This is a genomic window from Pseudomonas sp. PAMC 26793, from assembly GCF_000313235.1.
Lineage (GTDB): Bacteria > Pseudomonadota > Gammaproteobacteria > Pseudomonadales > Pseudomonadaceae > Aquipseudomonas > Aquipseudomonas yamanorum.
The window spans coordinates 86,234-112,932 of sequence record NZ_AMXG01000055.1; the positions used below are offsets into that span (position 1 = coordinate 86,234).

The window sequence follows — 26,699 nt, forward strand, 5'->3', positions numbered from 1 at the left end:
TGTGGGCGCTTATTCGGCCGGGGTCTTGCCCTGGCGCTTCTCGATGATATCGACCAAACGCTTGGCCAGCGCCGGGTAGTTCTCGTCGAAGTGATGGCCGCCAGGCAGCTTCACGGCTTCGCCGACTGCGGTCTTATCGGTGCAGCCGCTCTCGTCGACTTCCTCGGCACCGTAGATGCACACAACCTTGGCAGGCGGCAGCTTGGCCATTTCCGGGCCAGTAGCGGCTTCTTTACCGGCGTTGCCCAACCAGCCTTCCACTTCGATCTCGAAGCTGCCGGTGCGGGCAAAGGCCAGCAGGATGATCGCGTCTACACGCTGCTGCTCGTTTTCCGGCAGGCGGTTGTAGATGGCCGGCAACACGTCGGCGCCGAACGAGTAACCGGTCAGCACAAAGCGCTTGGTGCCCCATTTCTGCCGGTAGTGCTGCATCAGCTCGGTGAGGTCTTTGGCGCTTTGTTCCGGGGTCTTGTGCTGCCAGTAGTAGCGCAGGGTGTCGATGCCGACCACCGGGTAGCCGATCTTGGCCATTTCACCGGCCACGTCGCGGTCCAGGTCACGCCAGCCGCCGTCGCCGGAGAGGAACAGGGTGACGGTGTCCTTGGCCTGGCCAGCCGGCACTTCGACCACCGGGATCGCCAGGCCGCCGTTGTCCGAACCCACCAGTTGCTTGCGCAGTTCGTTGTTCAGCACTTGCGGGTAGTGAACGTCGTAGTCGCTGATGCTGGTGGTGGCGCGCGGCGTGTCGCGTACGAAACTGGCGGCATCATCGTCAGGGTTATCGTTCCAGGCCACCAGCCAGCTACCGTGGGCCGAGGTTTTCGGCAGCGGGTCGTTGCAGCCTGGCTGCGCCAGCGCGAAGCCGACGGAGATGGCATTGGCCTTGTCGTCGTTCTGTGCGGCCAGCCAGCGCCAGGCCAGCGATGCGCCAGGGCCGATGCCGCTCACCAGGGTCGCCGGGCCGGCAAGCTGGCCCAGGGCGGTTTGCAGGGCCTGTTCCTGCAGCTTGCAGTCGTCCTTGGGCAAGATCACTTGAACGATCTGCGCCGCGCCGCCCTGGCTGAGGGCGATCAACTGGCTGTCGGTCAGGGTTTCGTCGGCCAGCACGGCCACGGCCACCCGGGCTTTAGGTGCGGTGCCTGGGGTTACACGGGTCAGGACCGTGCCATCGGCCTGGGGCAGTTGTTCCAGAGTCGGTTGCGGTGCAGGGCGGTTCCAGTACCAGTAACCGCCACCGAGGATCAGTGCCAGTACCACCAAGATTGCCAATACATACCGCCAGGAGCGTCGAATCATCAGCGTTTCACCAATCCAGTCAAGCCACCCGCAATCAGGGCGGCGGTGTCGGCCAGTGCCACCAGCGGATCAAGTCCTGCGGGCACGGCCATATAACGGGGTTCCCAGTCAGGCTGGAACTTGTCTTTGAAGCGGCGCAAGCCTTGGAAGTTATACAGTTGCTCGCCACGGCGGAACACCATCGAGCCCAGGCGCTGGGTCAGCGGGGCGCCGCGTCGTGGTTGCAGGCCCGACAACGGCACCATGCCGAGGCTGAAGCGGGCGTAGCCATGGTTCTTATAATGTTGAATCAGGCCGACCATCATGAATTCCATGGTCAGTTTCGGCGCGTCCGGGTGCGCACGCATCAGGTCGAGACTGGCCAGGTCGTGGCTGTAGGTCTCAAGCAGGTTCGCAAACGCTACCGGGTGTCCTTCGAAGCGAATGATCGCAATACGAAAGTGCTTGAGGTAGTCGTCGCTGAATCGTCCGAGGGAAAAGCCTTTTTCCCGCACGTTCTTGCCGGTCAGCCACGCGTCGGAGATGACTCTCAGCTCCTCCATCGGGGCCTGGCCGGGTTCGTGGATCTCCAGGGACAAGCCATCACGGGTCCCGCGGTTCCAGGTGTAGCGCAGGTCCTTCATCTCTTTGCCCTTGGCTTCCAGGTCAAAGCGTTTCAGGTCGACCCGTGCTTCTTCACCCAGCTTGATCGCGGTCAGGCCGATGTCCATGTAATACGGCAGGTTCTCGGCGCGCACCTGGTAGAACACCGGGCGGGCATGGTGAATGTCGCACAGGTCGCGGAACTGCCAGATCATTTCGGCCCGTTGCAGGGTCGGGCCGATCGGATCGTACAAGGCCACCAGGCTGCGACCGCGACGAGCGTACATCAGGAACGCCTCGTCGTTGGGGTGAAACAGCAGGGCTTTGTCGCCGGTCAGTGCCAGCCCGCCATCGGGTTGCGCCGAGTTCATCAGGATCTTGGTGGCGCGCTCCAGTTCCTCAGGCGTTGGCAGGTGGATGATCGGGCGCGCGGTACGCAGCAGCCAGGTCAGCGACACCACCACCAGCACCACGGCGGCGCCCAGCAGCGAGCGCAGGCCGCGCGGGGCGTTGGCGTCGAGGGTGAACTGCCACCACAGCTGATGGCTATAGGGCACGTCCTGGTAGGCGAACAGCAGCAGCCAGATCGACGCACCGAGCACGCATACGCTGGCCACCAGGTACAGCGGCGAGAACGGCAGTTCGGTCAGGCGGCTGGCGCGATAGAACGAGCGCCGAAAGATCGCCAGCAGCACCGCAGTCATGGTCATCAGGCTGGCTTCTTCCCAGTCGAAACCCTTGAGCAAGGAGAGCAGGGCGCCCGTCAGCAGCAGCACCATGGTCAGCATCCACGCGGCGGACAACCGGCGACGCAGCCCCTGGGCCAACAGAAGGCAGAGCACGCCGATCAGGCTGGCACCAAAGTGCGAAGCGTCAATCAGGCGATGAGGAATCAGGAAGCCGATGTTTTCCAGGCGTGAGTCGATTTCCGGGGTTGCGCCGGAAAACAGCAAGACCACGCCTGACAAAAAAACCAGTACGGCCAGGATGGGTGCAGCAAGGCCCGAGGCCGCCCGCAGGCTCTGTTGCGTATGGAACAGGCGCTGGGCTTCATTGACCAGCAGGAACACACAGGCGATCAACAGCGGCAGTACCACATAGATCATCCGGTACAGCAGCAGTGCGGCGGCCAGTGGCGCGGCGCCGAGCTTGTCGGCAAAGGCGGCCAGCAGGATTGCTTCGAACACGCCGACGCCGCCCGGTACATGGCTGAGCACGCCGGCGGCCAGGGCCAGCAGGTACACCAGCAGGAATGGGCCAAAGGGTGGCGCTTCCGGCAGCAGCATATACAGCACGGTGGCGGCCGCGGCGACGTCGAGGGCGGTGATGATCAGTTGCAGGAAGGTCAGGCGACGGCCCGGCAAGCGCAAGGTGCGGCGCCCGGCCTTGACCAGCAGGTTGTCCGGATAAGGTTGTTCCGGCAGGCGGCGGCGATAAATGCCGATGCACAGTGCCGCCGTCAACAGCAATACAGCGCCGGCGATACCGCCGAGCAAGCTCGCGGGCAAATGCAGCGCGTTGGATGCAGCGGGCAGGTTGCTCAGGGTGGCCAGCGCAGCCAGTGGCGGCAGTGCACAACCCAGGGCCAGGCTGGCAAACACGGTCATGCGGGCCACTTCCGAAGCGCCGATGCCATACCGTGCATAGAGACGGTAGCGCACCGAACCGCCCGAGAGCATCGACAGACCAATCGCGTTGCCGATGGCGAAAGCGGTAAAGCCGCCGTAGGCCAGGGTCTTGGCAGGCAGTTTCACGCCAGCATAACGAGCGCCGGAAAATTCATAGCCCAACAGAATGATGAAACCGGCGACAGCGGCACCGAAGGCGCCGAGCAGTGCAGGCTTCGGCACTTCCAGGATCGAATCGTGGAGCGCGTACAAGTCCAGCTCAAGCAGCAGGTGACGACAGGCAATAAGGGCGATTGCGAACAGCAGCAAGGTGACGGCCAGCCCAATGGGTTGGCGGTATTTGCTCAACAGATCCAGCCAGCGTAAGCGGGTGGGAGTGATCGGTTGTGTCGCTGTGACAGGGTCTTGTGGTTCAGACGAGTTGGCGCGCATCAATCACCTCGTGGATTGTGCGCGACAGGATGGAGGTATCCAGCCAAGTTACCAATCCCTATGTACAAAATAATTACAAATATTAACGCGTATCGCGCGGTGCGGCGACAGCGCCCAATGGTCGTAGAAGGACAGTGCTTGAAGACTTAGCATAGCTTGCAATGAGATGGACTCTATAAACCGTGTACGGTTTCATGAAAGATGCCATGCCATTGTTTCAAAAGGACTTTTTCGTCAGATACAAAAAAGGCCACTCTTTCGAGCAGCCTTTTTTGATGTTTGGTTGCGGGAGCCGGATTTGAACCGACGACCTTCGGGTTATGAGCCCGACGAGCTACCAGACTGCTCCATCCCGCGTCTGTGTGTCGGCATTCTACAGAGGAACGGGAGTGTGTCAACCGCTGATTCAAAGAAAAGCGCTTGTGGTTCAATCGGTTAGCTCTCCAAGGTGGCACCTTGATCGGGCTCGGGGCCAGTCTGGCCGAGGCTTTCAGCTCTATTGGGGGGTGTGTTTCGATTGAGAAAATGAATTCATCGAAGAATTTTCCTACCGCTTAGGCGGAAGAATCAAACTACTGGTGCTATATACAGGTGTGAGTGAGATACTGCCCGCCTGTTCGTTTTCTGCCCAGAACCACCGCCTTATATATGACGCAGCGCAAAATCATCCACGTTGACTGTGATTGCTTCTACGCCGCCATCGAGATGCGCGACGACCCGACCCTGGCGCAAAAGCCCCTGGCGGTTGGTGGCTCGGCAGACCGTCGCGGCGTGATCGCCACCTGCAACTATGAAGCACGGGCCTACGGTGTGCGTTCGGCCATGTCGTCCCGGCACGCCTTGAAGCTGTGCCCGGACCTGACCATCGTCAAGCCGCGCATGGATGCCTATAAAGAAGCCTCCAAGGAAATCCAGACAATCTTTCGCGACTACACCGACCTGATCGAGCCGTTGTCCCTGGATGAAGCCTACCTGGACGTCTCCGACAGCCCGCATTTCGGCGGCAGCGCCACGCGCATTGCCCAGGACATTCGCCGGCGGGTCTCCAACCAATTGCACATCACCGTTTCCGCGGGCGTGGCGCCGAACAAGTTTCTCGCCAAAATCGCCAGCGACTGGAAAAAGCCCAACGGACTGTTTGTGATCACCCCCGATCAGGTGGAAGACTTTGTCTCGGCGCTGCCGGTGAAAAAGCTCCATGGCGTGGGCAAGGTAACGGCCGACAAGCTGACGCGGCTGGGGATCGAAGACTGCCTGCAACTGCGAGAGTGGAACAAGCTGGCGCTGGTGCGTGAATTTGGCAGCTTCGGCGAGCGGCTTTGGAGCCTGGCCCGTGGGATTGATGACCGTGTGGTGCAGAACGACAGCCGCCGGCAATCCATCAGCGTTGAAAACACCTACGATGTCGACCTGCCGGACTTGCCCAGTTGCCTGGAAAAACTGCCTGAGCTGATGGACACTCTGGCCGGGCGCATGGCGCGCATCGACAGCAGCTACCGGGCGGGCAAGCCGTTCGTCAAAGTGAAGTTTCACGACTTTACCCAGACCACGCTGGAGCAGGCCGGGGCAGGGCGGGATCTGGAGAGTTACCGGCAGTTGCTGACCCAGGCGTTCAATCGCGGCGGCAAGCCGGTGCGATTGCTGGGAATAGGGGTGCGCTTGCTGGATTTGAGCGACGGCAACGAGCAGCTCCAATTTCCCTGGTAGAAACCGGAAACCAAATGTGGGAGCGGGCTTGCTCGCGAATGCGGCGTGTCAGCCAGCACATGCATCAGCTGGCACACCGCATTCGCGAGCAAGCCCGTTCCCACATTTAACGGCTTCAGCGTGCCTCAGGGTCCGCCACCAGGCGACCTGCATCCTTGGTCAAGGCCTGCAAGAATTCCTGCTGCAACTCGGGATCATTGCGGGTCAGTTCGATCAGGCTTTGTTCCAGCTCGCTGGCTTCTTCTTCCAAACCCAGCTCCGACAGACGCTTGACCCGGTGTACCCACTCGTTGACTTCGTCGTCTTCCAGGTCGTCGTAGATCAAGGCGTGGGCTTCGAGCAGTTTGCTGCGCAGCGTGCCGCTGACGGCCAGGGATGAGTCCGAGTGCACATCGTCCTGGGCATCTTCCACACTGATCTTCAGAGTGCTGATGCGGTTCAGGTCCTGCTCGGCAAACGGGCTGTCCAACAGGTTCAGGCGCAGCACGCCGTTGCGGTCGGTGGTCAGCTCATGGGTTTGCTTGCCGGCGGTCACCTGCACCGGGCGTTCTCTCCAGGGCAGGCTTGAATACTCCACGCGCTTGTCGCGCTGGACTTCATCGATACCCGCCAGGTTCTGTTGCGCCCGACCGTTGGATTGCACGTTCATGAACGGGTTGATCCCGTCCACGCCGTAGGTGAGCCAATCGCGGGTCATGCTGGAAGGCAGGTTGCCCAGGGCAAAGACATTCACCACGTTAGCGCCGACGCCCGCCACAAGCGCGACCGCGCCAAAGGGCATCTCGTAGAGTTTGCGCCAAGGCTGGTAGGGCGTGTAGCGGTCGTAACGACGGGTGACTTCGAATTCGGTGACCTCAAAGGTCTTTTGCTCGTGAATGCGAACCCGGCGTTGCGGCAGCTCCAGCACCTTGGGTTCGCCCACGTCGATCTGCAGGCTGTGATCGAGCAATTTGCGCTCGATACGTTCCTCGTGTTCGCTGCGTTGCGACATTTGGTTGGCGCAGCCGCTGACCAGCAGGGCGCCACATAACGTGGCGCCCCCCAGGGCTATGGTGTTTCGCTTGAACATGACGACTCTTGATCTGGTTTTCAGCGACGAATACGCGCCTGAAGGAAAGACAGCACGTCAGCCACCGGCAACGGTTGGGCTTCGGCTTCGGTCCGGCTCTTGTATTCCAGGTTGCCATCGGCCAGGCCGCGATCACTGACCACGATCCGGTGTGGGATGCCAATCAGTTCCATGTCGGCGAACTTGATGCCCGGGCTGGTTTTCTTGTCCCGATCATCCAGCAGCACCTCAAAACCGGCCGCCGTGAGTTCGGCATACAGTTTGTCGGTGGCTTCGCGTACTTGCTCGGTTTCGTAGCGCAGGGGTACCAGGGCAACCTGGAAGGGCGCCAGGGCGTCGCTCCAGATGATGCCTTTCTCGTCGTTGTTCTGCTCGATGGCAGCCGCAACCACGCGGGAAACACCAATGCCGTAGCAGCCCATTTCCAGGGTGATCGGCTTGCCGTTCTCGCCCAGCACTTCGCACTTCATCGCCTTGCTGTACTTGTTGCCCAGCTGGAAGATGTGCCCGACTTCGATGCCGCGCTTGATTTCCAGGGTGCCCTTGCCGTCCGGGCTCGGGTCGCCGGCCACCACGTTGCGCAGGTCGGCCACGGTTGGAACCGGCAGGTCACGTTCCCAGTTCACGCCGAAGTAGTGCTTGTCATCGATGTTCGCACCGATGCCGAAGTCGCTCATCAGCTCAACCGAACGGTCGATGATGATTGGCAACGGCAGGTTCAGCGGGCCCAGGGAACCCGCACCGGCGCCAATGGCGTCGCGTAGCTCGGAGTCGGTGGCCATGACCAGCGGGCTGGCAACGCCAGGCTGCTGGGCAGCTTTGATTTCGTTGAGCTCGTGGTCGCCGCGGATTACCAGGGCAATCAGCTTGCCTTCTTCCTCGGCGCGCACGATCAGGGTCTTGATGGTCTTTTCAATCGGCAGATTGAATTTCTCCACCAGGGCCGCGATGGTCTTGGTCTCAGGTGTGTCCACCAGGCGCAGCTCTTCGCTTGGCGCAGGGCGCGACGTTTCCCGTGGCACGGCTTCGGCTTTCTCGATGTTCGCCGCGTAGTCGGAACCGTTGCTGAACACGATGTCGTCTTCACCGGATTCGGCCAGCACGTGGAATTCGTGGGAGCCGGCACCGCCGATGGAGCCGTTGTCCGCTTCAACCGGGCGGAATTTCAGGCCCAGGCGGGTGAACACGTTGCAGTAGGCGGTGTGCATGCGGTCGTAGGTGACCTGCAGGGACGCCTGGTCAGCGTGGAACGAATAGGCGTCCTTCATGATGAATTCGCGGCCACGCATCAAACCGAAGCGTGGGCGGATTTCGTCACGGAATTTGGTCTGGATCTGATACAGGTTGAGGGGCAGCTGCTTGTAGCTGCTCAACTCGTTGCGCATCAGGTCGGTGATCACTTCTTCATGGGTCGGGCCGGCGCAGAAATCGCGGCCATGACGATCCTTGAAGCGCAGCAATTCAGGGCCGTACTCTTCCCAGCGCCCGGATTCCTGCCACAGCTCAGCCGGTTGGGTGCTCGGCATCAACACTTCCAGAGAGCCGGCAGCGTTCATTTCTTCACGAACGATGGCTTCGACCTTGCGCATCACCTTCAAGCCCATGGGCAGCCAGGTGTACAGGCCCGAGGCCAGTTTGCGGATCATGCCGGCGCGCAGCATCAGCTGGTGGCTGATCACGACCGCGTCGGAAGGCGTTTCTTTCTGTGTGGCGAGCAAATATTGACTGGTGCGCATGGTAGGCCGTTGTCGGTTGCTTGGACTTGAAATGACTTGGGATTGTACGGGCGCTTGCCGCTGACGTACAGGCATCTGGTTGCTGGAGCAGGGCTTCTGTGGGAGCGGGCTTGCCTGCGATGCAGGCAACACGGTGTGTCAGTTACACCGCGGTGATGCAATCGCAGGCAAGCCCGCTCCCACATTGACCGCGTGTTTTCAGTCTTCTTTGGTTGGATTCAGCCGAATCCGCCGGCTTTCCTGGAACCAGTGCAAGGCGATCAGGATCAGCGTCGGCACACCCAGCAGGCAGGTGATCATGAAGAAGTTGTGGTAACCGAACTTCTCGACCATCACTCCCGAATACCCGCCGATCAAGCGCGGCAGCAGCAACATGATCGAACTGAGCAGTGCGTATTGGGTGGCGGAGAACTTCAGGTTGGTCAGGCTCGACAGGTACGCGACAAACGCCGAGGTCGCCATGCCGGAACTGAAGTTATCCAGGGAAATGGTGAAAATCAGCATCTGCAGGTCCGGGCCCATGTCGGCGAGCATCACGAACAGCAGGTTGGTGCCGGCCGATGCAATGCCGCCGATAAACAGGATCGGCAGGATCCCGAAGCGCACGATCAGCAGGCCGCCCATGCCGGCACCCAGCAGGGTCATGATCAGGCCGAAGACCTTGCTGACGCCGGCGATCTGGTCCTTGGTGAAACCCTGGTCGATATAGAACACGTTGGCCATGACGCCCATTACCGTGTCCGACATGCGATAGGTGGCAATCAGCCCCAACAGCAGCAGGGCCTGCCAGCGGTAGCGCAGGATAAAGTCGTTGACCGGTGTGAGCACCGGCGCCAGGCCCCGGCGGCCCATGGTCGACAGGCACAGGGTGGTGAGGATGATATAGAGGATGGCCCGCAGGAATGCGCGGTCTTCCAGCAGCAGATCCAGCAGGCTCACGCCCTGGAACAGCACGCTGGCGAAGTCAGTGTTGTACAGCTGGGTGAACATCGCCGGTACCGAGACCAGCAGCACGATCAATACGAACACCGAGACTAACTGGTGAGCAAAGCTGTAGCGCCCGGCCTGCAGTTGGGTGCGCAATGGCACATTGGGCTCGCGCATGAACAGGGTGGTCAGCAGCGCGGGCACCATCAGCACACCAAACAGCACGTAAGTGCCGGTCCATGCCGAGTGCTTGTAATTGAACCCGGTGGAGCCGAAGCCTTCAGCAAAAAACAGGGCGCCTGCGGTGGCCAGCAGGGCGGCCACGCGATAACCGGACATATAGCTGGCGGCGAGCGCGGCCTGCTGGCTGTCGTCGGCGATTTCCAGGCGGTAGGCGTCTACCGCGATATCTTGGGTGGCGGAAGCGAAGGCGACGATAACCGCGATAGCGATCAGCCAGGACAGGTGTTTTTGCGGATCGCAGAACCCCATGCCGATCAATCCGAGGATAACCAGCGTCTGGGACAAGACTAACCAGGATCGACGACGTCCGAGCTTGCCGAGCAGTGGCAGGCGCCATTGGTCGAGCAAGGGCGACCAGACCCACTTGAAGGCATAGGCCAGGCCGATCAGGCTCGCGTAACCGATGGTTTCGCGGGCCACACCGGCCTCACGCAACCACACCGAGAGCGTCGAGAACACCAACATGTAAGGCAAGCCGGCAGCAAAGCCGAGCAACAGCAGCACTAACGTCGAGGGGCTGGCATAGGCGGCGAGCGCGGCGCGCCAGGTTTTACGGGGCATGGGCTGGAGTCTGCCTCAGAATTACGCAAATAAAGCGCGCACTCTAACCGCTGTGCTCTACCGGGCGCCAGCCATGACGCTGAATATCAACGCGATTGTTCAGGATACTGACACCTTCAGCGCGTAAACGCGCACGTTGCTCGTCCCCTGAGGCGCTGCCCACCGGCAGACTTATCCGACCACCGGCACCCAACACGCGGTGCCAGGGCAATTTGGTGTCCTCGGGCAGTTGGCTCAGAGTGCGCCCTACCCAGCGTGCGGCACGACCCAAACCGGCGAGGTGCGCCAGCTCCCCGTAACTGATTACGCAGCCTTCAGGTACTTGGGCAAGGGTCAGGTACAGCACGGTGCGGCGCATTTCGGCCGGGCTTTGCGGGGCGTCGGTCGTTGTGTTCACGGTGGGCATATCCGATGAAAATATCCGTCTATTCGTGGGAAATGTCTGCAAATGTAAGGCTGGGAACGGAACTCGATACAAATACCCGAGTCAGTCCTTGCTAAGAAGTTATCCAACCCGATAATGCCCGTTTTTTCCGCCAAACTTGAGCCTGTATTCGCTTATGTTGTCCAGAACCCTGCTATGCCTTGCTGTTTTCAGCGCCTCCACCCCGCTGCTCGCCGATACCGTCTGGTTGAAAAATGGTGACCGCCTGACCGGCAAGATAAAGGTTTTCGACGGCGGCAAGCTGCTGATCCAGACTGATTATGCCGGTGCCATCCCGGTGGACTGGAAGCAGGTTAAAACCCTGGAAAGTGATCAGGAGCTGCTGGTCAAACAGGACGCCTACATCGGCGAGAAAGCCAAATCCCTGAAGGCGGCCGATGACGGCAAGGTCACCCTGGCCAATGGTGAGGCGCCCAAGACTGTCGAACTGGCGAGCATCCAGCAGATCATCAAGCCCAAGCCTGTGATCGAAGACTTGGTGTGGAAGGGCAATGTCGACATGGCGCTGGACTACAAGCGCGCAGAAAAAGACACCAACGACTACGACATCGACTTCAAGACCACCGCCCGCCATGGCCAGTGGCGCCATACCGCCCAGGGCGAATACAACCGCGAATTCCAGGACGACGTGACCACCACCGACAACTGGGGGCTGGAGTACGACCTGGACCGCTTTTTCACCGAACACTGGTTCTGGCAGGGGCGCTTGACCTACAAGCGCGACAAAGTCGAAGACCTGTCTCGCCAGCGCACCGTGGGTACCGGCCCGGGCTACCAATTTTGGGATGACGAACTGGGCGCGTTCTCCCTCGGTTCGTTGGTCAACCGCACCGACTATGAATACCAGGATGGCGGCAAGGACAACTTCTACTCGCTGGCGATGAAGTGGAACTACAACCGCTACCTGGTGGGCAAGTCCGTCGAGTTCTTCACCAATGGCGAGCTGGGCAAGCCGCTGGCAGGGCCATCCGACTATTCCCTGGATGCCGAAATGGGCTTGCGCTACAAAGTCACCGAGTGGGCTTCCCTCAACCTCAAGGCCGAGCGCGACATTATTAGTGGCGACTCGGAAAGCGCGCTGAGCAAGACCCGCTATACCGCAGGGTTCGGCGTCACCTGGTAATTAAAGGCGCAACCCGCCGTCCATTTCCAGGATCCGCCCGGTGTAGTAGTCATTCTCGAAGATATACGCCGCTGAATGGGCAATCTCCTCGGGCCGCCCCATGCGCTTGAGGGGAATGCCCGACGTCATCTTCTCCAGGGCCTCTGGCTTCATGCCCAGGGTCATCTCCGTCTCGATAAACCCCGGTGCAATGCCCGCCACGCGAATGCCGTAGCGCGCCAGCTCCTTGGCCCAGGTCACGGTGGCGGCTGCTACACCGGCCTTGGCGGCGGAGTAATTGGTCTGGTCGACGTTACCGGCCCGGGAGATCGACGAGATATTGATAATGGTGCCCTGGTTCTTCAGCTCCACCATTTTTGCCGCCACTTCGCGGGTGCACAGGAACACGCCGGTGAGGTTCACGTCGATCACCGCCTGCCACTGGGCCAGGCTCATCTTGGTCATCTCGCCATCCTTGACCTTGAGCAGCAGCCCGTCGCGCAAAATTCCTGCGTTGTTGATCAAGCCGTTGATCGCGCCGAAGTCTTCGGCGATCTGGGCCACGGTCTGGGTCACCTGCTCTTCATTCGCTACGTTGCACAGATAGGCTCGAGCCTTCACGCCATGGGCCTGGCAGGCGGCCACCGCCTGGTCGAGTTTTTCCTGATTGAGGTCCACCAGCGCCAGATGCGCGCCCTTGGCCGCAAAATACTCGGCCATGGAACGGCCCAAACCCTGGCAACCGCCGGTGATAATGATTACTTTGTCGTTGAGATCCATTCGCAAGTCCTGTGGGCAGAATTAAGCGGCTATCCAAGTTTGTTTTTGACGGAATTTATCAAAGGAGTCATAAGTTGAGCGCGCACGTTGCCAAGAATGCCCGAGAACTACTGCTCAAGGAATACCGTGGGGCACTCGCCACCTTGTCCAAGGCCATGCCCGGTTTTCCGTTTGGCTCAGTGGTGCCGTACTGCCTGGACCCTGACGGCCGGCCGCTGATCCTGATCAGCCGCATTGCCCAGCACACCCATAACTTGCAGAAAGACCCCAAGTGCTCACTGCTGGTAGGGGAGCGTGAGGCGGACGACGTTCAAGCGGTAGGGCGCCTGACCTACCTGGCCGAGGCCGAAAAGCTCGAAGACAGCGCTGAGATTGAAGCCGCAGCGGAGCGTTATTACCGCTATTTCCCGGATTCGGCCAACTACCACAAGGCCCATGATTTTGACTTCTGGGTGCTCAAGCCGGTGCGCCACCGTTATATCGGCGGGTTTGGCGCGATCCACTGGGTCGACCAACTGACCCTGGCCAATCCGTTCGCTGGCAAGGCCGAACTGAGCATGATCGAACACATGAACAGCGACCATGCCAAGGCCATTGCCCATTACGTCGAACTGGCCGGCTTGCCGACCACCGAGCCTGCGCAACTGGCGGGCATCGACAGTGAAGGCATGCACCTGCGCATTGGCCAGGCACTCTACTGGCTGCCCTTTGCCGAGCCTTGCAACACGCCGACACAAGTACGCGAAGCCTTGGTTTTCCTGGCTCACGCCGAGGTGTGGCCGAAAAAAGCAGCCGCTGAAGCTTGAATTCACGAAACGGCGACGTCATCTAAGGTGAAGTAGCAAGGCATTCTTGCGTTGAGGAACCATTTGATGCGCCCTTTTTTGTTGCTCTTTTTGTTGTTTCCGGTGCTGGAGCTGTTCGTATTTGTACAAGTCAGCGGGGCCATCGGGTTTTTCCCGGCGCTGCTGCTGATCATTCTCGGCTCGATGCTCGGCGTTCTGGTGCTGCGCGTCGCCGGCCTGGCCACGGCGCTGCGTGCCCGTGAAAGCCTGAATCGCGGCGAACTGCCGGCCCAGACCATGCTTGAAGGCTTGATGATGGCGTTGGCTGGTGGCCTGTTGATCCTGCCGGGCTTCATCAGCGATGTGGTCGGCCTGGTGATGCTGCTGCCGTTCACTCGCAAGCTGCTGGCGGGCAAGATGCGCCAGCGGGCCGAAGAGGCTGCCATTCGCCAGCGCGCCTTTGCCGACGACCTGCAACCCCGTGGCGGCCCGGCCCCGCGCCAGCCCCTGGGGCGTGAAGGTGACGTGATCGAAGGCGAGTTCGAACACCGCGATCCCAAGTAATCCCCTCACTGGCACGGCACCTGCGGGTGCCGTGCGGCTTTTGAAGCCTCCCCCGACACAAAAAATTTCATCTTGGCACCCTTGTAATAAGCTTATGCGCCCTTATGTAACGGTCACCGCAAGGTTTCTGGTGGCGACACCAGACAGACTTCCGCGTTTCGCGCCGCGAACCGCGACCGGCACCGCCGGAATTTAACCTGCCGGAATTGACACCGGCTGATGAAAAACACAATTAGGAGAGATCGACAATGAGCAAGCTTCGTCCTCTGCATGACCGCGTCGTCATCCGTCGCAGTGAAGAAGAAAAGAAAACCGCTGGCGGTATCGTGCTGCCAGGTTCGGCTGCTGAAAAAGCCAACCACGGTGTGATTCTCGCTGCTGGCCCAGGCAAGACCCTGGAAAACGGTGAAGTACGTGCGCTGGCTGTGAAAGTGGGTGACAAGGTTGTTTTCGGCCCTTACTCCGGCAGCAACACTGTGAAAATCGACGGCGAAGACCTGCTGGTAATGGCTGAGAACGAGATTCTCGCTGTTCTGGAAGGCTGATTTCCCCGCTCATCTTCCCGTTACTACAAAGTATTTAAGGAATATCGATCATGGCTGCTAAAGAAGTTAAATTCGGCGATTCCGCCCGTAAGAAAATGCTCGCCGGTGTCAACGTCCTGGCTGACGCAGTAAAAGCGACCCTGGGCCCTAAAGGCCGTAACGTGATCATCGAGAAGAGCTTCGGCGCTCCGACCATCACCAAGGACGGCGTGTCCGTCGCCAAAGAAATCGAGCTGAAAGATCGCTTCGAAAACATGGGCGCGCAGCTGGTCAAAGACGTTGCCTCCCGTGCCAACGATGACGCAGGCGATGGCACCACCACCGCTACCGTTCTGGCTCAGTCGATCGTCAACGAAGGCCTGAAAGCCGTCGCTGCCGGCATGAACCCGATGGACCTGAAACGCGGCATCGACAAGGCGACCATCGCCATTGTCAAAGAGCTGAAGTCCCTGTCCAAGCCATGCGCTGACACCAAGGCAATCGCTCAGGTCGGCACCATCTCGGCCAACTCCGACAGCTCCATCGGCGACATCATTGCCGAAGCCATGGAAAAAGTCGGTAAAGAAGGCGTGATCACCGTTGAAGAAGGCTCGGGCCTGGAAAACGAACTGTCGGTTGTTGAAGGCATGCAGTTCGACCGTGGCTACTTGTCCCCGTACTTCGTCAACAAGCCAGACACCATGACCGCCGAGCTCGACGGCCCGCTGATCCTGCTGGTTGACAAAAAGATCTCCAACATCCGTGAACTGCTGCCAGTTCTGGAAGCTGTTGCCAAGGCCGGCCGCCCACTGCTGATCGTTTCCGAAGACGTTGAAGGCGAAGCCCTGGCGACTCTGGTTGTGAACAACATGCGCGGTATCGTGAAAGTGGTTGCTGTCAAGGCACCTGGTTTCGGCGATCGTCGCAAGGCCATGCTGCAGGACATCGCTGTTCTGACTGGCGGTACCGTTATCTCCGAAGAGATCGGCCTGAGCCTGGAAAGCGCTACCCTGGAACACCTGGGTAATGCCAAGCGCGTCACCGTGACCAAGGAAAACACCACCGTGATCGACGGTGCTGGTGTTGAAGCTGACATCCAGGCACGTGTTACCCAGATCCGCGCTCAAGTGGCTGATACCACTTCCGACTATGACCGTGAAAAACTGCAAGAGCGTCTGGCCAAGCTGTCCGGCGGCGTTGCAGTGATCAAGGTTGGCGCGGGTTCCGAAGTTGAAATGAAAGAGAAGAAAGCCCGCGTTGAAGACGCCCTGCACGCTACCCGTGCAGCCGTTGAAGAAGGCGTGGTACCTGGCGGTGGCGTGGCACTGGTTCGCGCTCTGCAGGCTATCTCCGAGCTGAAAGGCGACAACGCTGACCAAGACGTCGGTATCGCTCTGCTGCGTCGTGCGGTTGAAGCACCTCTGCGCCAGATCGTTGCCAACTCCGGCGATGAGCCAAGCGTAGTGGTCGACAAGGTCAAGCAGGGTTCGGGTAACTTCGGTTACAACGCTGCTACCGGCGAATACGGCGACATGATCGAAATGGGCATCCTGGACCCGGCTAAAGTGACTCGTTCGGCTCTGCAAGCGGCTTCGTCGATTGCCAGCCTGATGATCACCACTGAAGCAATGATCGCCGAGATCAAAGAAGATGCTCCAGCTGGCGGCGGTATGCCAGACATGGGCGGTATGGGCGGCATGGGCGGCATGATGTAAGCCAGCCTTACCCCGATACTGAAAAACCCCGCCTGCAGCGATGCAGGCGGGGTTTTTTTATGCTGATCGTTCCCACGCTCTGCGTGGGAATGCCGCCAGGGACGCTCCGCGTCCCGCTTTATGCGCACGCTTCAACTGACGCCGCGACGCCCCAGGAGCTTCTTGAACATAAAGCCACGAGCTAGCATCAGCTGCGAGGCAGCCGGCAAAGATGCCACGGGTCCCGGTGCCGCAGTGCCGGATGACGGATGGACAGGCACGTTTGCGGTTTTTTTGAGTGGCGCCGGTTGGGGCCGCTCCCAGTGGCCGGACATGACGACCATGCCCAGCAGTTTGAGGGTGTTGCCGTAGTAATCATGGTCCCGGATGGACCGGCGTTGCAGGTTGTCCCAAATGTTATTGAGCCACAGCTGATTGTCGGGGTTGATCATTGCGCTGACCCCCAGTGCCGCCACAAAGGCCGGCTCATTGTGCGCTTGCTCGATGGCACTGCCGTCGATTCGGTAACCGCTGTTGAAGTTGCCCGGCTCATCGTGGGTGGTGGCGCGTGCCCAGCGGTTGAAGGTGGTCAAGGTGTACAGCGCACGAGGGTCACCGTACATCAGGTAATCCAGGCCGATGCGCCATGGGTAACGGGCCGCGTTCCACGAGTAGCCGCCGTCGTATTGACCTTCCACCAGTTCAGGCCGTGCAGGTGTGAGCGAAGTGTCCAAGTGGCTGATGAAGTCCGGCACCAAAGCACTTTTGGCACTGTAGCGCTGGGTAAAGTCGCTGATGATTGAATAGGTCTTGTCGCGCACCGCCTGCCAGCGTTTATCCCCGGTCATGGCGAAAAAGCTGTAGAGGTGCGACTGCATGAAATCCGAGCTGCGGGTGGTGTACTCAAGCTCCGCGTCGCCGTCGGTGCCGGCCCAGTCGCCGAGCATCAGGTGCTGGGTCCTGGGGTGCACCTCGTGTTTCAAGATCGCCGCCATCACCGTGTTGGCCTCGCTGCGATAGTCAATGGTGCCCTCGCTGCCCCATTTCTGGTCGGCCAGCAGCAGGGCGTAGGCGATGTCCAGGTCGCCGTCGGTGGCACTGACGTCGCCACGGAAAGGGTCGGTGGAGTCGCCGCAACCTTCTATCTGGTTCCAGGCCATCAAGCCGGGATCGGAGGCTGCCGGGTGATCCTGGAAGTAGCGCACCATGCCGTCGAAGAGGGTTTGGGCATCTTCATCGTAGTCCGCCATCATCACCGTGAGCAGCATGCCGTAGCCATGGGCCTCGGACACCGTGATGGTGTTGGGCGCGGCGCCACCGCCCACGGGTTTGTGGTCGGCGTTGACCTTGACGAAATACCGGCCGCTGCCGCATTCCCCCGAGAGATACACCGCCTTCCAGTCCTTGTAGAAGGTGACCAACTGCTGATCCATGATCGCCTGGGGCTGGCGATTGGGCAGGATGGTGCCGGGGTAGTAGGGTGCGTGAGCACTCTGGGCTGCGCTGCTGACTGACCATGAGCTGGCGGCCATGCACAGTGATAACAGCAGCGTGGGCAGATGCCATCTAGGGTGACGCATGAACTGACTCTCCAACCTGATCCAAAGGGCAAGGTCGCGAGGTTAGCGGCAGCGCGGACGTTCCACTGTCACAGGCTGTAACAGCCTAACCCGGGCGCAGCGCCAGGGTCAGGGTCAGGCGTGCGCCGCCCAATGGGCTGCGGGTGATCGACAGCTCACCACGGTGCCAATGGGTGGCGCGCTTGGCCAGCGCCAGGCCCAGGCCAAACCCGCTGGGCTCGTCGCCGCCCATGGCCAGGCGCACGAAGGGTTCGAAGATCTTTTCGCGGTTTTCCGGCAGCACGCCCGGGCCGTCATCATCTACATGCAGCACCAGGTGCTGGTCCTGGCACGCAGCGCTGACGTTCACCCGTTCGCGGGCGTAAGTGATGGCGTTGCTCAGCAGGTTGCGCACGATCAGATGCAGCAGGGCGCGGTCGCCGATCAGTTCGAGGTCGGCGGGGTCGGTGTCCAGGGTCAGCAGGCGATGGTGCCCATCCAGCAGGGCAAACTCCTGCTGTAGCCAGTCATGGATATTGATCGGCTCATGCTGCAGGTCGCTGGGTGCATCGGCCAGCCGGGCAAAGGCGAGGCTGGCGCGAACCAGCGACTCCAGCTCTTCGATGTCGGTTTGCAGGCGCTCTTGCAGGCGGGTGCGGGTGTCGGGGTCGGCGCTTTTACTCAGCAGCGCCAGGGCAAAGCGCATCCGGGCCAATGGCGTGCGCAGTTCGTGGGACACCGCTTGGGAAACTTCCCGGTGGCGCTCGCCCATCGAGGTGATGTCCTGGGCATGCTTGCGCAAGGTCTGCAGCAGCGGCGCCCATTCCTGGCTCATCGCCGGCAGCAGCGTGTTGGGTGTGCGGGCGAGGGCAGTGAGACTGGCGTTGAGGGTGTTGAGGTCGTGGGTGTATTTGCGTCGGGCACGCAGGGCGATCCAGAGAAACAGCAATACCGGTAGGCCGGCGACACAGGCGGTCACCCAATACACCGGATATTGCAGCAGGTCCTTCACTTCGGCGGTTCCCCACAAGGGGCCGAATTGAATCACCGTGTCATCGTCCAGGGGGAAGTAGGTGATGTCCTCGTCACTGTTCTGCGCCGGTTGATGGTGGTCGAGCATGACAATGGCTTCCGGCGGCAGCTCGATATCGTCCTTTTTCACCAGGCTTACCGGGTATTGAAAGCGCGCTTGCAGCGACTCGATGCGCGCCTCCCGTTGTTCGGCGGGCAAGGCCTTGAGTTGCTCGGCAACCAGATACCCCGGCCCGGCCATCAGACGCAGAAAGCTATAGTCGCCGATAAACACCGCAGCGTTCGTGCACATCCACAACAGGTAAAGGGTGAGGACGGCCCAACTGGTGCCGGCCGCGATGGCCATCCAGGGGCGCACTTTAGACAGCATGTTGACCCCCGCTCGGGATTTCGACGAACAGGTATCCCTGCGCCGTGATGGTCTGGATGGTCACGGGGCATTCAAGGCTCATCAGTTTCTTGCGCAAGCGCGACACCCGCATATCAATCGAACGGTTCAGGCCGTCGTACTCCAGGCCCCGCAGGCGCTGGAGCAGTTTTTCCCGGGTGAGCAACACGCCGCAGTGACGGGCGAAGATGGCGAGCAACTCGAACTCGGCCACCGAAAACTGCAAGGGCGCCTCGCCAAGCCAGGCGAAGTGGTTGTTCAGGTCCAGGCGAAAAGCGCCCCACTGATAGAAATGGCGGGGCGCCTGGGGATGGCGGCGCAGCAGTGAGCGGATCCTCGCGAGCAACAGTTGCGGGTCGATCGGCTTGACCACGTAGTCGTCAGCCCCGGCGGCAAACCCCACCAATTGTTCGGCGTTCTCGTCCAGGGCCGTCATCATCAGGATCAGCCCGGGGTAGTGGTCGCGAATCTGTCGGCACAGGGTAAAGCCGTCGATGCCCGGCAGCATCACATCGAGGATCAACAGCGCGGGCTGTTCATCACGGATGCGTTGGGCGGCGCGGTCGCCTCGGTGTTCCACGGCCACGGTAAACCCTTCGGCACGCAGGAACTCGGCGGTGAGTGCCGCCAGGGGCAGGTCGTCTTCGATCAGCAGCAGGGTTTCGGACATGGCTCAGCGGGATCGTTGCCAAAAAAGTGCGCAGAGTGTTGCGCCCTTCCCCCCGGCGAGGCAAGGGCTGTTCATCAAGGCGTTGCGGGCTGCTTCTGGAAGGCGGGCTGCGGTGCTTTCACCGGCTGGTACAGCAAGAAGTAATAGGCGCCAAAACAAATCAGCCAGCTGAAAATCGCCGTCCACACGTTATTGGAAAGAAAGTGCGCCCCTTGCCCGCCCGGCCCACAAAGCCGCCTTCGCAGGCGTTGTAAAACAGCTTGGCGATGTCCATGTCCAGGGACGTCAGCTCCAGCAACGGCATGGCCACCGCCAGCACGGCAGGCACACCGAGGCACAGCCAGAAGTTGAGGGGTTGGGATCCTAAAAAAAGCCCCGGCCAGACCTGGCCGGGGCATGTTGGTTAGCGCGTACTCACTTTGGGAGCCTCGTCCTTGGGAATCCTCCAGCTCAGCAACTGTTGTTTGTAGCCATAACTGGCGCCCTGGTAGTAAGTAATGGCTCGCTGAATCAACGGGTCATCGCTGCCCACACGGGATTCGTGGCTGTCGCCCAGTGCCTGGTCATGGCGGCGCAGGCCTTGGCGTGGGCTGAGAATCGCCAGATCATTGCCGTCGAACAACCCCAGGTACTGGTAATTGCCCACCACGACCCGTGGCGGCAACGGGTTGTCTTGCAGCAGGTTGCGGCCGAAAAACGTCGACTCGTAGCTCAGGTTCAGCAAGCCCAGCAGTGTTGGAGCCAGGTCGATCTGGCTGGCCAGCTTCGCGTTCTCGCCGGCGTCCACCAGCTTGGGGGCGTAGATGAACAGCGGGATCTGGTAGTTCACCATCGGCAGGTCTTCCTTGCCCGCGCTGCCGGCTGTGTGGTCGGCGACGAAGATAAAGATTGTGTTGTCGAACCATGGCTTCTGGCGGGCCGCCTCCAGGAACTGGCCGATGGCGTGATCGGTGTACTTCACCGCACCGTCGCGACCGTCGCCGGATTTGATATCAATGCGGCCTGCCGGGTAGGTATACGGGCGGTGGTTGGAGGTGGTCATCAGTTGCAGCAGGAACGGTTGCTGCTTGGCGTAGTCGGCATCTGCCAGTTTCAGCGTCTGTTTATAGAGGTCTTCGTCGGCCATGCCCCAGGCGTTTTTGAAGCTGATTTCCGCTTCAGGCACGCTGCTTTGGTCGACCACGCGGTAGCCGTTGCCACTGAAGAACGCGTTCATGTTGTCAAAGTAGCCACGGCCGCCGTAGACAAACACGCTGTCATAGCCGATGGCATTGAGCTGTTGGCCCAGGCTGCCGAAACCGCTTTCCCGGCCGATGCGCTTGACGATGGAGCGCCCGGGCGTTGGTGGGATAGCCAGGGTGATAGCTTCCAGGCCACGGTCGGTGCGGGTGCCGGTGGCGTAGAAGTTATTGAAGTACAGGCTCTGTTTGCGCAGCGCGTCGAGGTTGGGTGTCAGGTTATTCGGGTCGCCGTTGCTGCCCATGTATTTGGCACTGAAGCTTTCGATGGTCACCAGTACGATATTGGGTTTGCGCAGCGTGCCCGGGTTGGTAATGGCGCGACGGATATCCAGCGGGTCCGTGCCGATAAACCGTGCGTTGGGTTCGCTGAGTTCGGCGCGCAACTGCTTGGCGACGACATCGGTTGGCAGGCTCTTGTAGAACTGGTTGTAGTCTAATTCGTTATTACGGAAGGCGGCGAAGAACTGATAAGGACCGTTGCTGGCCAGTTCGTTGTTGTAGGCGTTACCGCCCTGGCTGCGCGGGCTGTCCTGATTGATCAGTTGCAGGCTCAGGCCGGCCACCACCAACAAGCCAAGGGCGTTGAGCAGCCGTTTGCGCATTGCCGGCAACGGTGAATTCATCGCTGCGTTGAACGGTTTACGCAACGCCAGGCTCAAGACTATCGCCAAGACTGCCAGCAGGCTCAGCAGCTTGCCGATCGGATAAGACTCCAGCAGGTTGTTCAGCACCTCTTTGGAGTAAACCAGGTAATCCACGGCAATAAAGTTGAAGCGCACGCCGAACTCGTCCCAGAACAACCATTCGGCCACGCTGGTGAAGAGCATGGCGAACAGGCTGACGGTCAGTACCCCTTGCAGGAACCAGCGATGGCCGCGGCGACGCCACAACCCTGGCGGGCACAGCAGCAAATATAGGCCCAAGGGCAGGGCGGCGTAGGCGAGGAAACCGAGGTCATAAAGCAGGCCCACGCCGAACACCGGCAGCAGGTTACCGCTCACTTCATCCAGATGGGTTACCAGCAGCAGAATGCGGGTTAGTAGAAAAACAACCAGCCACGCACCGGTCACCAACAGCAAATAGCGCATTGGCGCCGTTTTTGGGAAACCCATGTCAATGTTCCTTATTTTCGATGGGCGCGATCTTCGCGCTGACACTGTAGTCAGGTTGTGAACCTATAGTGAAAAACTCGTTAAGTCTCGCAATCGGTTGAAAAGAGTAATGGACACGGCCCTCAGGCCTAGCCCTGAGTCCTACTTGGCCTTAAGCTGCGCGAGCCAACACGGCCGTTACCGCGTACGGAGACACTGCCCATGCGAATTTTATTGGTTGAAGACAACCGCGATATTCTGGCCAACCTGGCCGATTACCTGGGGCTGAAGGGCTACACCGTGGATTGCGCGCAGGACGGCTTGTCAGGCCTGCACTTGGCTGCCACCGAACATTACGACCTGATCGTGCTCGACATCATGCTGCCCGGCATCGACGGCTACACCCTGTGCAAACGCCTGCGCGAAGACGCCCGCCGCGACACGCCGGTGATCATGCTCACCGCCCGCGACCAACTGGATGACCGGCTGCAGGGCTTCAAGTCCGGCGCCGATGACTACCTGCTCAAGCCGTTTGCCCTGTCGGAATTGGCCGCGCGTATCGAAGCGGTGCTGCGCCGTGCCCAGGGCGGCGGTCGCCGGACCTTGCAGGTCGGTGATCTGAATTACGACCTCGACACCCTGGAAGTCACCCGCGAAGGGCGCCTGCTCAAGCTCAACCCGGTTGGCCTGAAGCTGCTGGCGGTGCTGATGCAAAAGAGCCCTCACGTATTGCGCCGTGAAATTCTCGAAGAAGCCCTGTGGGGCGATGACTGCCCGGACAGCGACAGCTTGCGCAGCCATGTCCATCAACTGCGTCAGGTGATTGATAAACCCTTCGCCAAACCGTTGCTGCAAACGGTGCATGGTGTGGGTTATCGCCTGGCCGAGGGTCGTGATGGAGTTTAAGCAAAGCCTTGCCCAGCGGATCATCATCGCCTTCGCCTTGATGAGCGCGTTGGTGGCGGGGGCCTTCGCCATGGGCATCGTCGCTACCGTGCACCTGGTGGAAGAAAAGCTCATTTCGGCAGGCCTGGGCGGTGACTTGCAGCGCCTGCTGCTGATGGACAGCGTCGAGGACTGGAACCACCGTCCCGAGCCAGACCAGTTGTTCTACTTCAGCGGCGGCCCCGGCGATTTCGAGCTGCCCAAGGACTTGCGCCATCTCGACGCCGGTTTCCATGAGGTATTTCGCGAGCAGCTTTCCTACCACGCGATGGTCGAAATCGTCGACGGTCGCCGCTATGTGCTGCTGCAAGACCAGAGCGACTTCGAAGAGCGCGAGCGCGTGCTGTTCGCCGTGGTGCTGGTGGGGTTTGTGCTCAGCCTGGCGTTGGCGGTATTCCTCGGCTGGGTACTGGCGCGCAAGGTCATGGCCCCGGTGGTCCGCCTGGCCCGCCAAGTGCGTCATCGCGACCAGTTACTCGGCCTGGCGCCGCCCCTGGCCCCGGATTACGCGGCGGATGAGGTCGGTGAACTGGCCGTGGCCTTCGACGCGACCCTGGGCCGCTTGCGCCAGGCGTTGTCCCGGGAGCAGCTGTTTACCAGTGACGTCAGCCACGAGTTGCGCACCCCGCTGATGGTGCTCGCCAGTTCCTGCGAACTGTTGCTGGAGAACCCGGCGATTGACCAGCGCGGCCGTAACCAGGTCGAACGCATTGCACGGGCCTGTGAAGAAATGCGCGAACTGGTACAGACCTTCCTGATGCTGGCCCGTGCCCAGCGCGAGGAGGCGGGCATGTCGCCCCAAGCCAACCTGGCCCAGGTGGCCGACGATCTGCTGGGGATCTGGCGTGAGCCGATCGAGCGCAAAGGCCTTGAGCTGATTTATCAGCCCGGCGCGCCCTTGGATACCCGTTACAACGCGACCTTCCTGCACGCGGTGATGGGCAATCTGCTGCGCAACGCACTGCATTACACCGAACATGGCTTTATTCGCCTCACCCTGGAGCCGAGCGGCTTTGTGGTGGAGGACTCCGGTGTCGGGATACCTGAAGACAAGCGCGAAGCGATGTTCGAGCCGTTTGTACGCGGCAGCGAGAAACGTGGCGAAGGCCTGGGGTTGGGGTTGTCCCTGGTTCAGCGTATCTGCGAGAACCAAGGCTGGAGCGTCAGCCTCAGTACCATGGAGCCCAATGGCTGCCGCTTTCATGTTGAGTTGAGTCAGGTCAAAGCCTGATGCCTGCCCTGCCGCTAACCTGCGGCAGACTCCCTCATTTTCGCCGAAGATGGCAACATGCCACGACTTGTGTCTGCAAAGTTTTGTAATGTATACGATTCGACAGGACAAGTTTTTCACAATGTGTTGACCTGTTGATCACGGGACGCTTCTTAAGGTTGTAGGCATCAGTAACTGGAGACCCGGTGATGCCTACCCCGATCAAGCTCGAATTTTCCGAAAAGTACGACGATCAGCACGCGCAGAATTATTTACTCAAACATCAGGACAATCTGGCTCGCCGGTTGTCCCACAAACGCGACGAGCAATTGGCGCGTGGTGCGTTAGCCATGGCGGGCGAGCCTGGCCTGGTGCTGGACTTGCCATGTGGGGCTGGGCGTTTCTGGCCTTTGCTGGCAGAAAAGCCCAACCGCGTGATCATCGGGGCGGACAATTCAGAGTCGATGCTGAAGATCGCCACGGTCGCCCAACCGGCGGATGTGGTGAAACGGGTACGCCCCTTGCAAACGTCGGCGTTTGATATCGATTTGCCGGATAACGCGGTCGACAGCATTTTCTGCATGCGCTTGATGCACCACATCGGTGATCCCGAGCACAGGCTGGCAATACTGCGCGAATTTCAGCGTGTTACCCGTGACAGCGTGATTATCTCGTTGTGGGTGGACGGCAACTTCAAGGCCTGGAAACGCAAGCGTGCCGAAGTGCGGCGTCGCAACAAAGGTGAGCAACAAGGTTACCAAAATCGGTTCGTGTTACCGGCTGCTACTGTTGAGGCAGAGTTTGAACAAGCCGGTTTCCGTGTTCAGGAATCTCTGGACTTCATACCGCTCTACGCCATGTGGCGAGTGTATGTATTGCGCAAGAGGTAACAGGATGGCTGTCGAGTGTTTAGCAGGTAGTGAAGTAGCTCCCGAGGAGCGATTTGATTATTTCTGGCGCCAGCAGGGCGAGTGGGTCGAAGAGCCCAATCGTCGTCGCGGCGGTGAAAGTGGTGTGCAACGGGTGATGGGTACCAATGGTCGTTTGCTCTATAGCAAGCGCCAGACGGGCCATATCTACCGCAGTTGGCTCCATCCTTTTGGACGCCCCACTGTGTTACGTGAACGTGATGCCCTCAAGGGCCTGCGTTTGCTGGATGTACGCGTGCCGGAACTGGTGTTCTGCGAAGCCCGTCGTGACCCTGAGCACCAATGGAAGGCCTTATTGGTAACGGCGTCGCTGGACGGTTTCGACGAGATCGAAAACTGGTACGCCGCTGGAGGTCGTGAGCAGTATGGCGAGTTGGTGCACGAGCGCCTGCTCAAGGAACTCGCTGGCACCCTGGCGCGGATGCACAAGGGCCGTTGGCAGCATGGTTGCCTGTATATCAAGCACATCTTTGTGCGGGTGACGGGTGAGGGTGACGCGGCGAAGGTTGAAGTGGCGTTGCTGGACTTCGAGAAGTGCCGCCAGCGTTTGACGGCGTTGCAGGCGGCCCGGCATGACATGTTGCAGTTGCGCCGCCATTCGTCGTGGAATGCTACGGACTGGCAGAAACTCAGCTACTTTTACGAGACGGCGTTTGGCAGCGCTATCAAAGGTTTAACGTAATGAAGCTAGAAATTGCACGAGGTTTGTTTCTGTTGGGGGCTTTGGGCATAGCGGCCCTGGCCCTGGCTGCCTGGGAGCAGCCCCGGACACAAGTCCTCAGTGCGGTGCAGGGTGTCGGGCAGCAGTGCCCGATGCCGCGGATCGCCAAGGTCGGTGTTGCGGCCAAGCCTGATCATGAGTTGTTGTTGTTCATGTTTGGGATGTCCCAAGGGATGAGGCCACAGAGTTGAAGAGATTGAAGCCCAAATAAAAGGCCTCGCTAGTTCGAGGCCTTTTATTTGGGCTTGGGTTTTTGGGGTTGGTTGGTTGATCGAGTACATATCCGTTGCTGCGGTTATGGCTGCTATTGGTTCCGCTCTTACAGCGGGTCACTTTTGGCAAACGCCCCAAAAGTAACCAAAAGGTCTTTGCCCCACCACTCGGTGCCTCGCCTAGGCTCGGCATGCCCGCCCTCCGGCACGGCTCCGCGGGCCGCCGCGACGGGCCATCCATGGCCCGGCGCGGCTAAATCGGCTTCCCTGCCGATTTACCCGCTCCACCGTGCCTGCTTGCGGCCATCGTGGTTAACGGGGCCCGCAGATCAAAATCAAAAGCAGATCAAAAGCAGAGCACAGCGGCCTACCGGCCGGCTTGAGTGTTAAAAGCCAGATCAAAAGCCAGAGCGAAAACAGAGCTGCTTTTCTGTGGGAGCTGGCTTGCCTGCGATGCAGACACCTCGGTGCATCAGGTGTACCCAGTTGATGCTATCGCAGGCAAGCCAGCTCCCACATTTGACCGTGCCCGCTTTAGATTTTGATTTTGCTCTTCAGCACTCAAGTCGGCCGGTAGGCCGCTGTGCTCTTGCTTTTGATCTTGATCTTGATCTTAGGCGCCCCGT

General features: G+C 60.1%; 22 protein-coding genes, 1 tRNA gene and 1 pseudogene. 11 read left to right on the forward strand and 13 right to left on the reverse strand.

Annotated features, from left to right (window positions below):
* Positions 1-9: 9 nt before the first annotated feature.
* The 3 genes from D109_RS0130045 to D109_RS0130055 form a co-directional block, all read right to left on the reverse strand.
* Positions 10-1,296 carry a virulence factor family protein gene (locus D109_RS0130045; protein WP_017480176.1) on the reverse strand — a complete coding sequence of 429 codons (1,287 nt, stop codon included), beginning with the start codon at positions 1,294-1,296 and terminating at the stop codon, positions 10-12.
* On the reverse strand, positions 1,296-3,938 hold the full coding sequence (gene mprF / locus D109_RS0130050; protein WP_017480177.1) for a bifunctional lysylphosphatidylglycerol flippase/synthetase MprF: 2,643 nt from the start codon (positions 3,936-3,938) through the stop codon (positions 1,296-1,298). The genes D109_RS0130045 and mprF overlap by 1 nt, the downstream gene beginning before the upstream one ends.
* A 280-nt stretch (positions 3,939-4,218) precedes the next feature.
* Positions 4,219-4,295, reverse strand: a tRNA-Met gene (locus D109_RS0130055).
* A 291-nt stretch (positions 4,296-4,586) separates the two neighbouring features.
* On the opposite strand from D109_RS0130055, the gene dinB reads away from it, so the two are divergent.
* Positions 4,587-5,645, forward strand: coding sequence for a DNA polymerase IV (gene dinB / locus D109_RS0130060; RefSeq protein WP_017480178.1), 1,059 nt, complete (start codon positions 4,587-4,589; stop codon positions 5,643-5,645).
* Positions 5,646-5,760: 115 nt separating this feature from the next.
* Here dinB and D109_RS0130065 read toward each other — a convergent pair whose 3' ends face one another.
* From D109_RS0130065 to D109_RS0130080, 4 genes are all read right to left on the reverse strand, one after another.
* Complete coding sequence (locus tag D109_RS0130065; RefSeq protein ID WP_017480179.1) at positions 5,761-6,714, reverse strand: hypothetical protein; 954 nt, start codon at positions 6,712-6,714, stop codon at positions 5,761-5,763.
* A 20-nt stretch (positions 6,715-6,734) separates the two neighbouring features.
* The gene (locus D109_RS0130070; RefSeq protein ID WP_003208614.1) at positions 6,735-8,450 is read right to left on the reverse strand and encodes a proline--tRNA ligase; all 1,716 of its coding nucleotides are present in this window, start codon (positions 8,448-8,450) and stop codon (positions 6,735-6,737) included.
* Positions 8,451-8,648: 198 nt separating this feature from the next.
* Positions 8,649-10,181 carry an AmpG family muropeptide MFS transporter gene (locus D109_RS0130075; RefSeq protein WP_017480180.1) on the reverse strand — a complete coding sequence of 511 codons (1,533 nt, stop codon included), beginning with the start codon at positions 10,179-10,181 and terminating at the stop codon, positions 8,649-8,651.
* Between the two features lie 43 nt (positions 10,182-10,224).
* Positions 10,225-10,587, reverse strand: coding sequence for an MGMT family protein (locus tag D109_RS0130080; RefSeq protein WP_017480181.1), 363 nt, complete (start codon positions 10,585-10,587; stop codon positions 10,225-10,227).
* A 154-nt stretch (positions 10,588-10,741) separates the two neighbouring features.
* On the opposite strand from D109_RS0130080, the gene D109_RS0130085 reads away from it, so the two are divergent.
* On the forward strand, positions 10,742-11,749 hold the full coding sequence (locus D109_RS0130085) for a DUF481 domain-containing protein (protein ID WP_017480182.1): 1,008 nt from the start codon (positions 10,742-10,744) through the stop codon (positions 11,747-11,749).
* Here the strand turns inward: D109_RS0130085 and D109_RS0130090 are convergent, their stop codons facing one another.
* Complete coding sequence (locus D109_RS0130090; protein ID WP_017480183.1) at positions 11,750-12,508, reverse strand: SDR family oxidoreductase; 759 nt, start codon at positions 12,506-12,508, stop codon at positions 11,750-11,752.
* A 74-nt stretch (positions 12,509-12,582) separates the two neighbouring features.
* On the opposite strand from D109_RS0130090, the gene D109_RS0130095 reads away from it, so the two are divergent.
* The 4 genes from D109_RS0130095 to groL all read left to right on the forward strand — a co-directional run bounded on the left by D109_RS0130095 (position 12,583) and on the right by groL (position 16,096).
* Complete coding sequence (locus tag D109_RS0130095; protein WP_017480184.1) at positions 12,583-13,314, forward strand: HugZ family protein; 732 nt, start codon at positions 12,583-12,585, stop codon at positions 13,312-13,314.
* A 66-nt stretch (positions 13,315-13,380) separates the two neighbouring features.
* Entirely contained in the window at positions 13,381-13,857 is a 477-nt protein-coding gene (locus tag D109_RS0130100) for an FxsA family protein (protein WP_008433587.1), read from the forward strand.
* A gap of 248 nt (positions 13,858-14,105) precedes the next feature.
* On the forward strand, positions 14,106-14,402 hold the full coding sequence (groES, locus tag D109_RS0130105; RefSeq protein WP_003208599.1) for a co-chaperone GroES: 297 nt from the start codon (positions 14,106-14,108) through the stop codon (positions 14,400-14,402).
* Between the two features lie 50 nt (positions 14,403-14,452).
* A complete protein-coding gene (groL, locus tag D109_RS0130110; protein ID WP_003208597.1) occupies positions 14,453-16,096 on the forward strand; it encodes a chaperonin GroEL in 1,644 nt (547 codons plus the stop codon).
* Positions 16,097-16,227: 131 nt separating this feature from the next.
* On the opposite strand, the gene D109_RS0130115 is transcribed toward groL, so the two are convergent.
* The 5 genes and pseudogenes from D109_RS0130115 to D109_RS0130135 all read right to left on the reverse strand — a co-directional run bounded on the left by D109_RS0130115 (position 16,228) and on the right by D109_RS0130135 (position 22,077).
* Complete coding sequence (locus D109_RS0130115) at positions 16,228-17,655, reverse strand: glycosyl hydrolase family 8 (RefSeq protein WP_026078312.1); 1,428 nt, start codon at positions 17,653-17,655, stop codon at positions 16,228-16,230.
* A gap of 85 nt (positions 17,656-17,740) precedes the next feature.
* Positions 17,741-19,036, reverse strand: a complete 1,296-nt coding sequence (locus D109_RS0130120) for a HAMP domain-containing sensor histidine kinase (protein ID WP_017480186.1) — start codon at positions 19,034-19,036, stop codon at positions 17,741-17,743.
* Positions 19,026-19,724: a response regulator transcription factor gene (locus D109_RS0130125; RefSeq protein ID WP_017480187.1), complete on the reverse strand. Its 699-nt coding sequence runs from the start codon at positions 19,722-19,724 to the stop codon at positions 19,026-19,028. The genes D109_RS0130120 and D109_RS0130125 overlap by 11 nt, the downstream gene beginning before the upstream one ends.
* A 220-nt stretch (positions 19,725-19,944) precedes the next feature.
* Positions 19,945-20,064 (reverse strand): annotated as a pseudogene (locus D109_RS1000000135400) (phosphoesterase); the annotation flags it as partial.
* 63 nt (positions 20,065-20,127) lie between these two features.
* Positions 20,128-22,077 carry an LTA synthase family protein gene (locus tag D109_RS0130135; RefSeq protein WP_026078313.1) on the reverse strand — a complete coding sequence of 650 codons (1,950 nt, stop codon included), beginning with the start codon at positions 22,075-22,077 and terminating at the stop codon, positions 20,128-20,130.
* A gap of 201 nt (positions 22,078-22,278) precedes the next feature.
* Here D109_RS0130135 and colR point away from each other — a divergent pair, with 201 nt between their 5' ends.
* The 5 genes from colR (at position 22,279) to D109_RS0130160 (ending at position 26,052) form a co-directional block, all read left to right on the forward strand.
* A complete protein-coding gene (colR, locus tag D109_RS0130140; protein WP_017480190.1) occupies positions 22,279-22,962 on the forward strand; it encodes a two-component system response regulator ColR in 684 nt (227 codons plus the stop codon).
* The gene (locus D109_RS0130145; RefSeq protein WP_017480191.1) at positions 22,952-24,232 is read left to right on the forward strand and encodes a HAMP domain-containing sensor histidine kinase; all 1,281 of its coding nucleotides are present in this window, start codon (positions 22,952-22,954) and stop codon (positions 24,230-24,232) included. The genes colR and D109_RS0130145 overlap by 11 nt, the downstream gene beginning before the upstream one ends.
* A 188-nt stretch (positions 24,233-24,420) precedes the next feature.
* Positions 24,421-25,101: a class I SAM-dependent methyltransferase gene (locus tag D109_RS0130150; protein WP_017480192.1), complete on the forward strand. Its 681-nt coding sequence runs from the start codon at positions 24,421-24,423 to the stop codon at positions 25,099-25,101.
* A 4-nt stretch (positions 25,102-25,105) separates the two neighbouring features.
* Positions 25,106-25,822: a lipopolysaccharide kinase InaA family protein gene (locus D109_RS0130155; protein ID WP_026078314.1), complete on the forward strand. Its 717-nt coding sequence runs from the start codon at positions 25,106-25,108 to the stop codon at positions 25,820-25,822.
* Positions 25,822-26,052: a hypothetical protein gene (locus D109_RS0130160; RefSeq protein ID WP_008433604.1), complete on the forward strand. Its 231-nt coding sequence runs from the start codon at positions 25,822-25,824 to the stop codon at positions 26,050-26,052. Before D109_RS0130155 ends, D109_RS0130160 begins: the two co-directional genes overlap by 1 nt.
* Positions 26,053-26,699 lie beyond the last annotated feature (647 nt).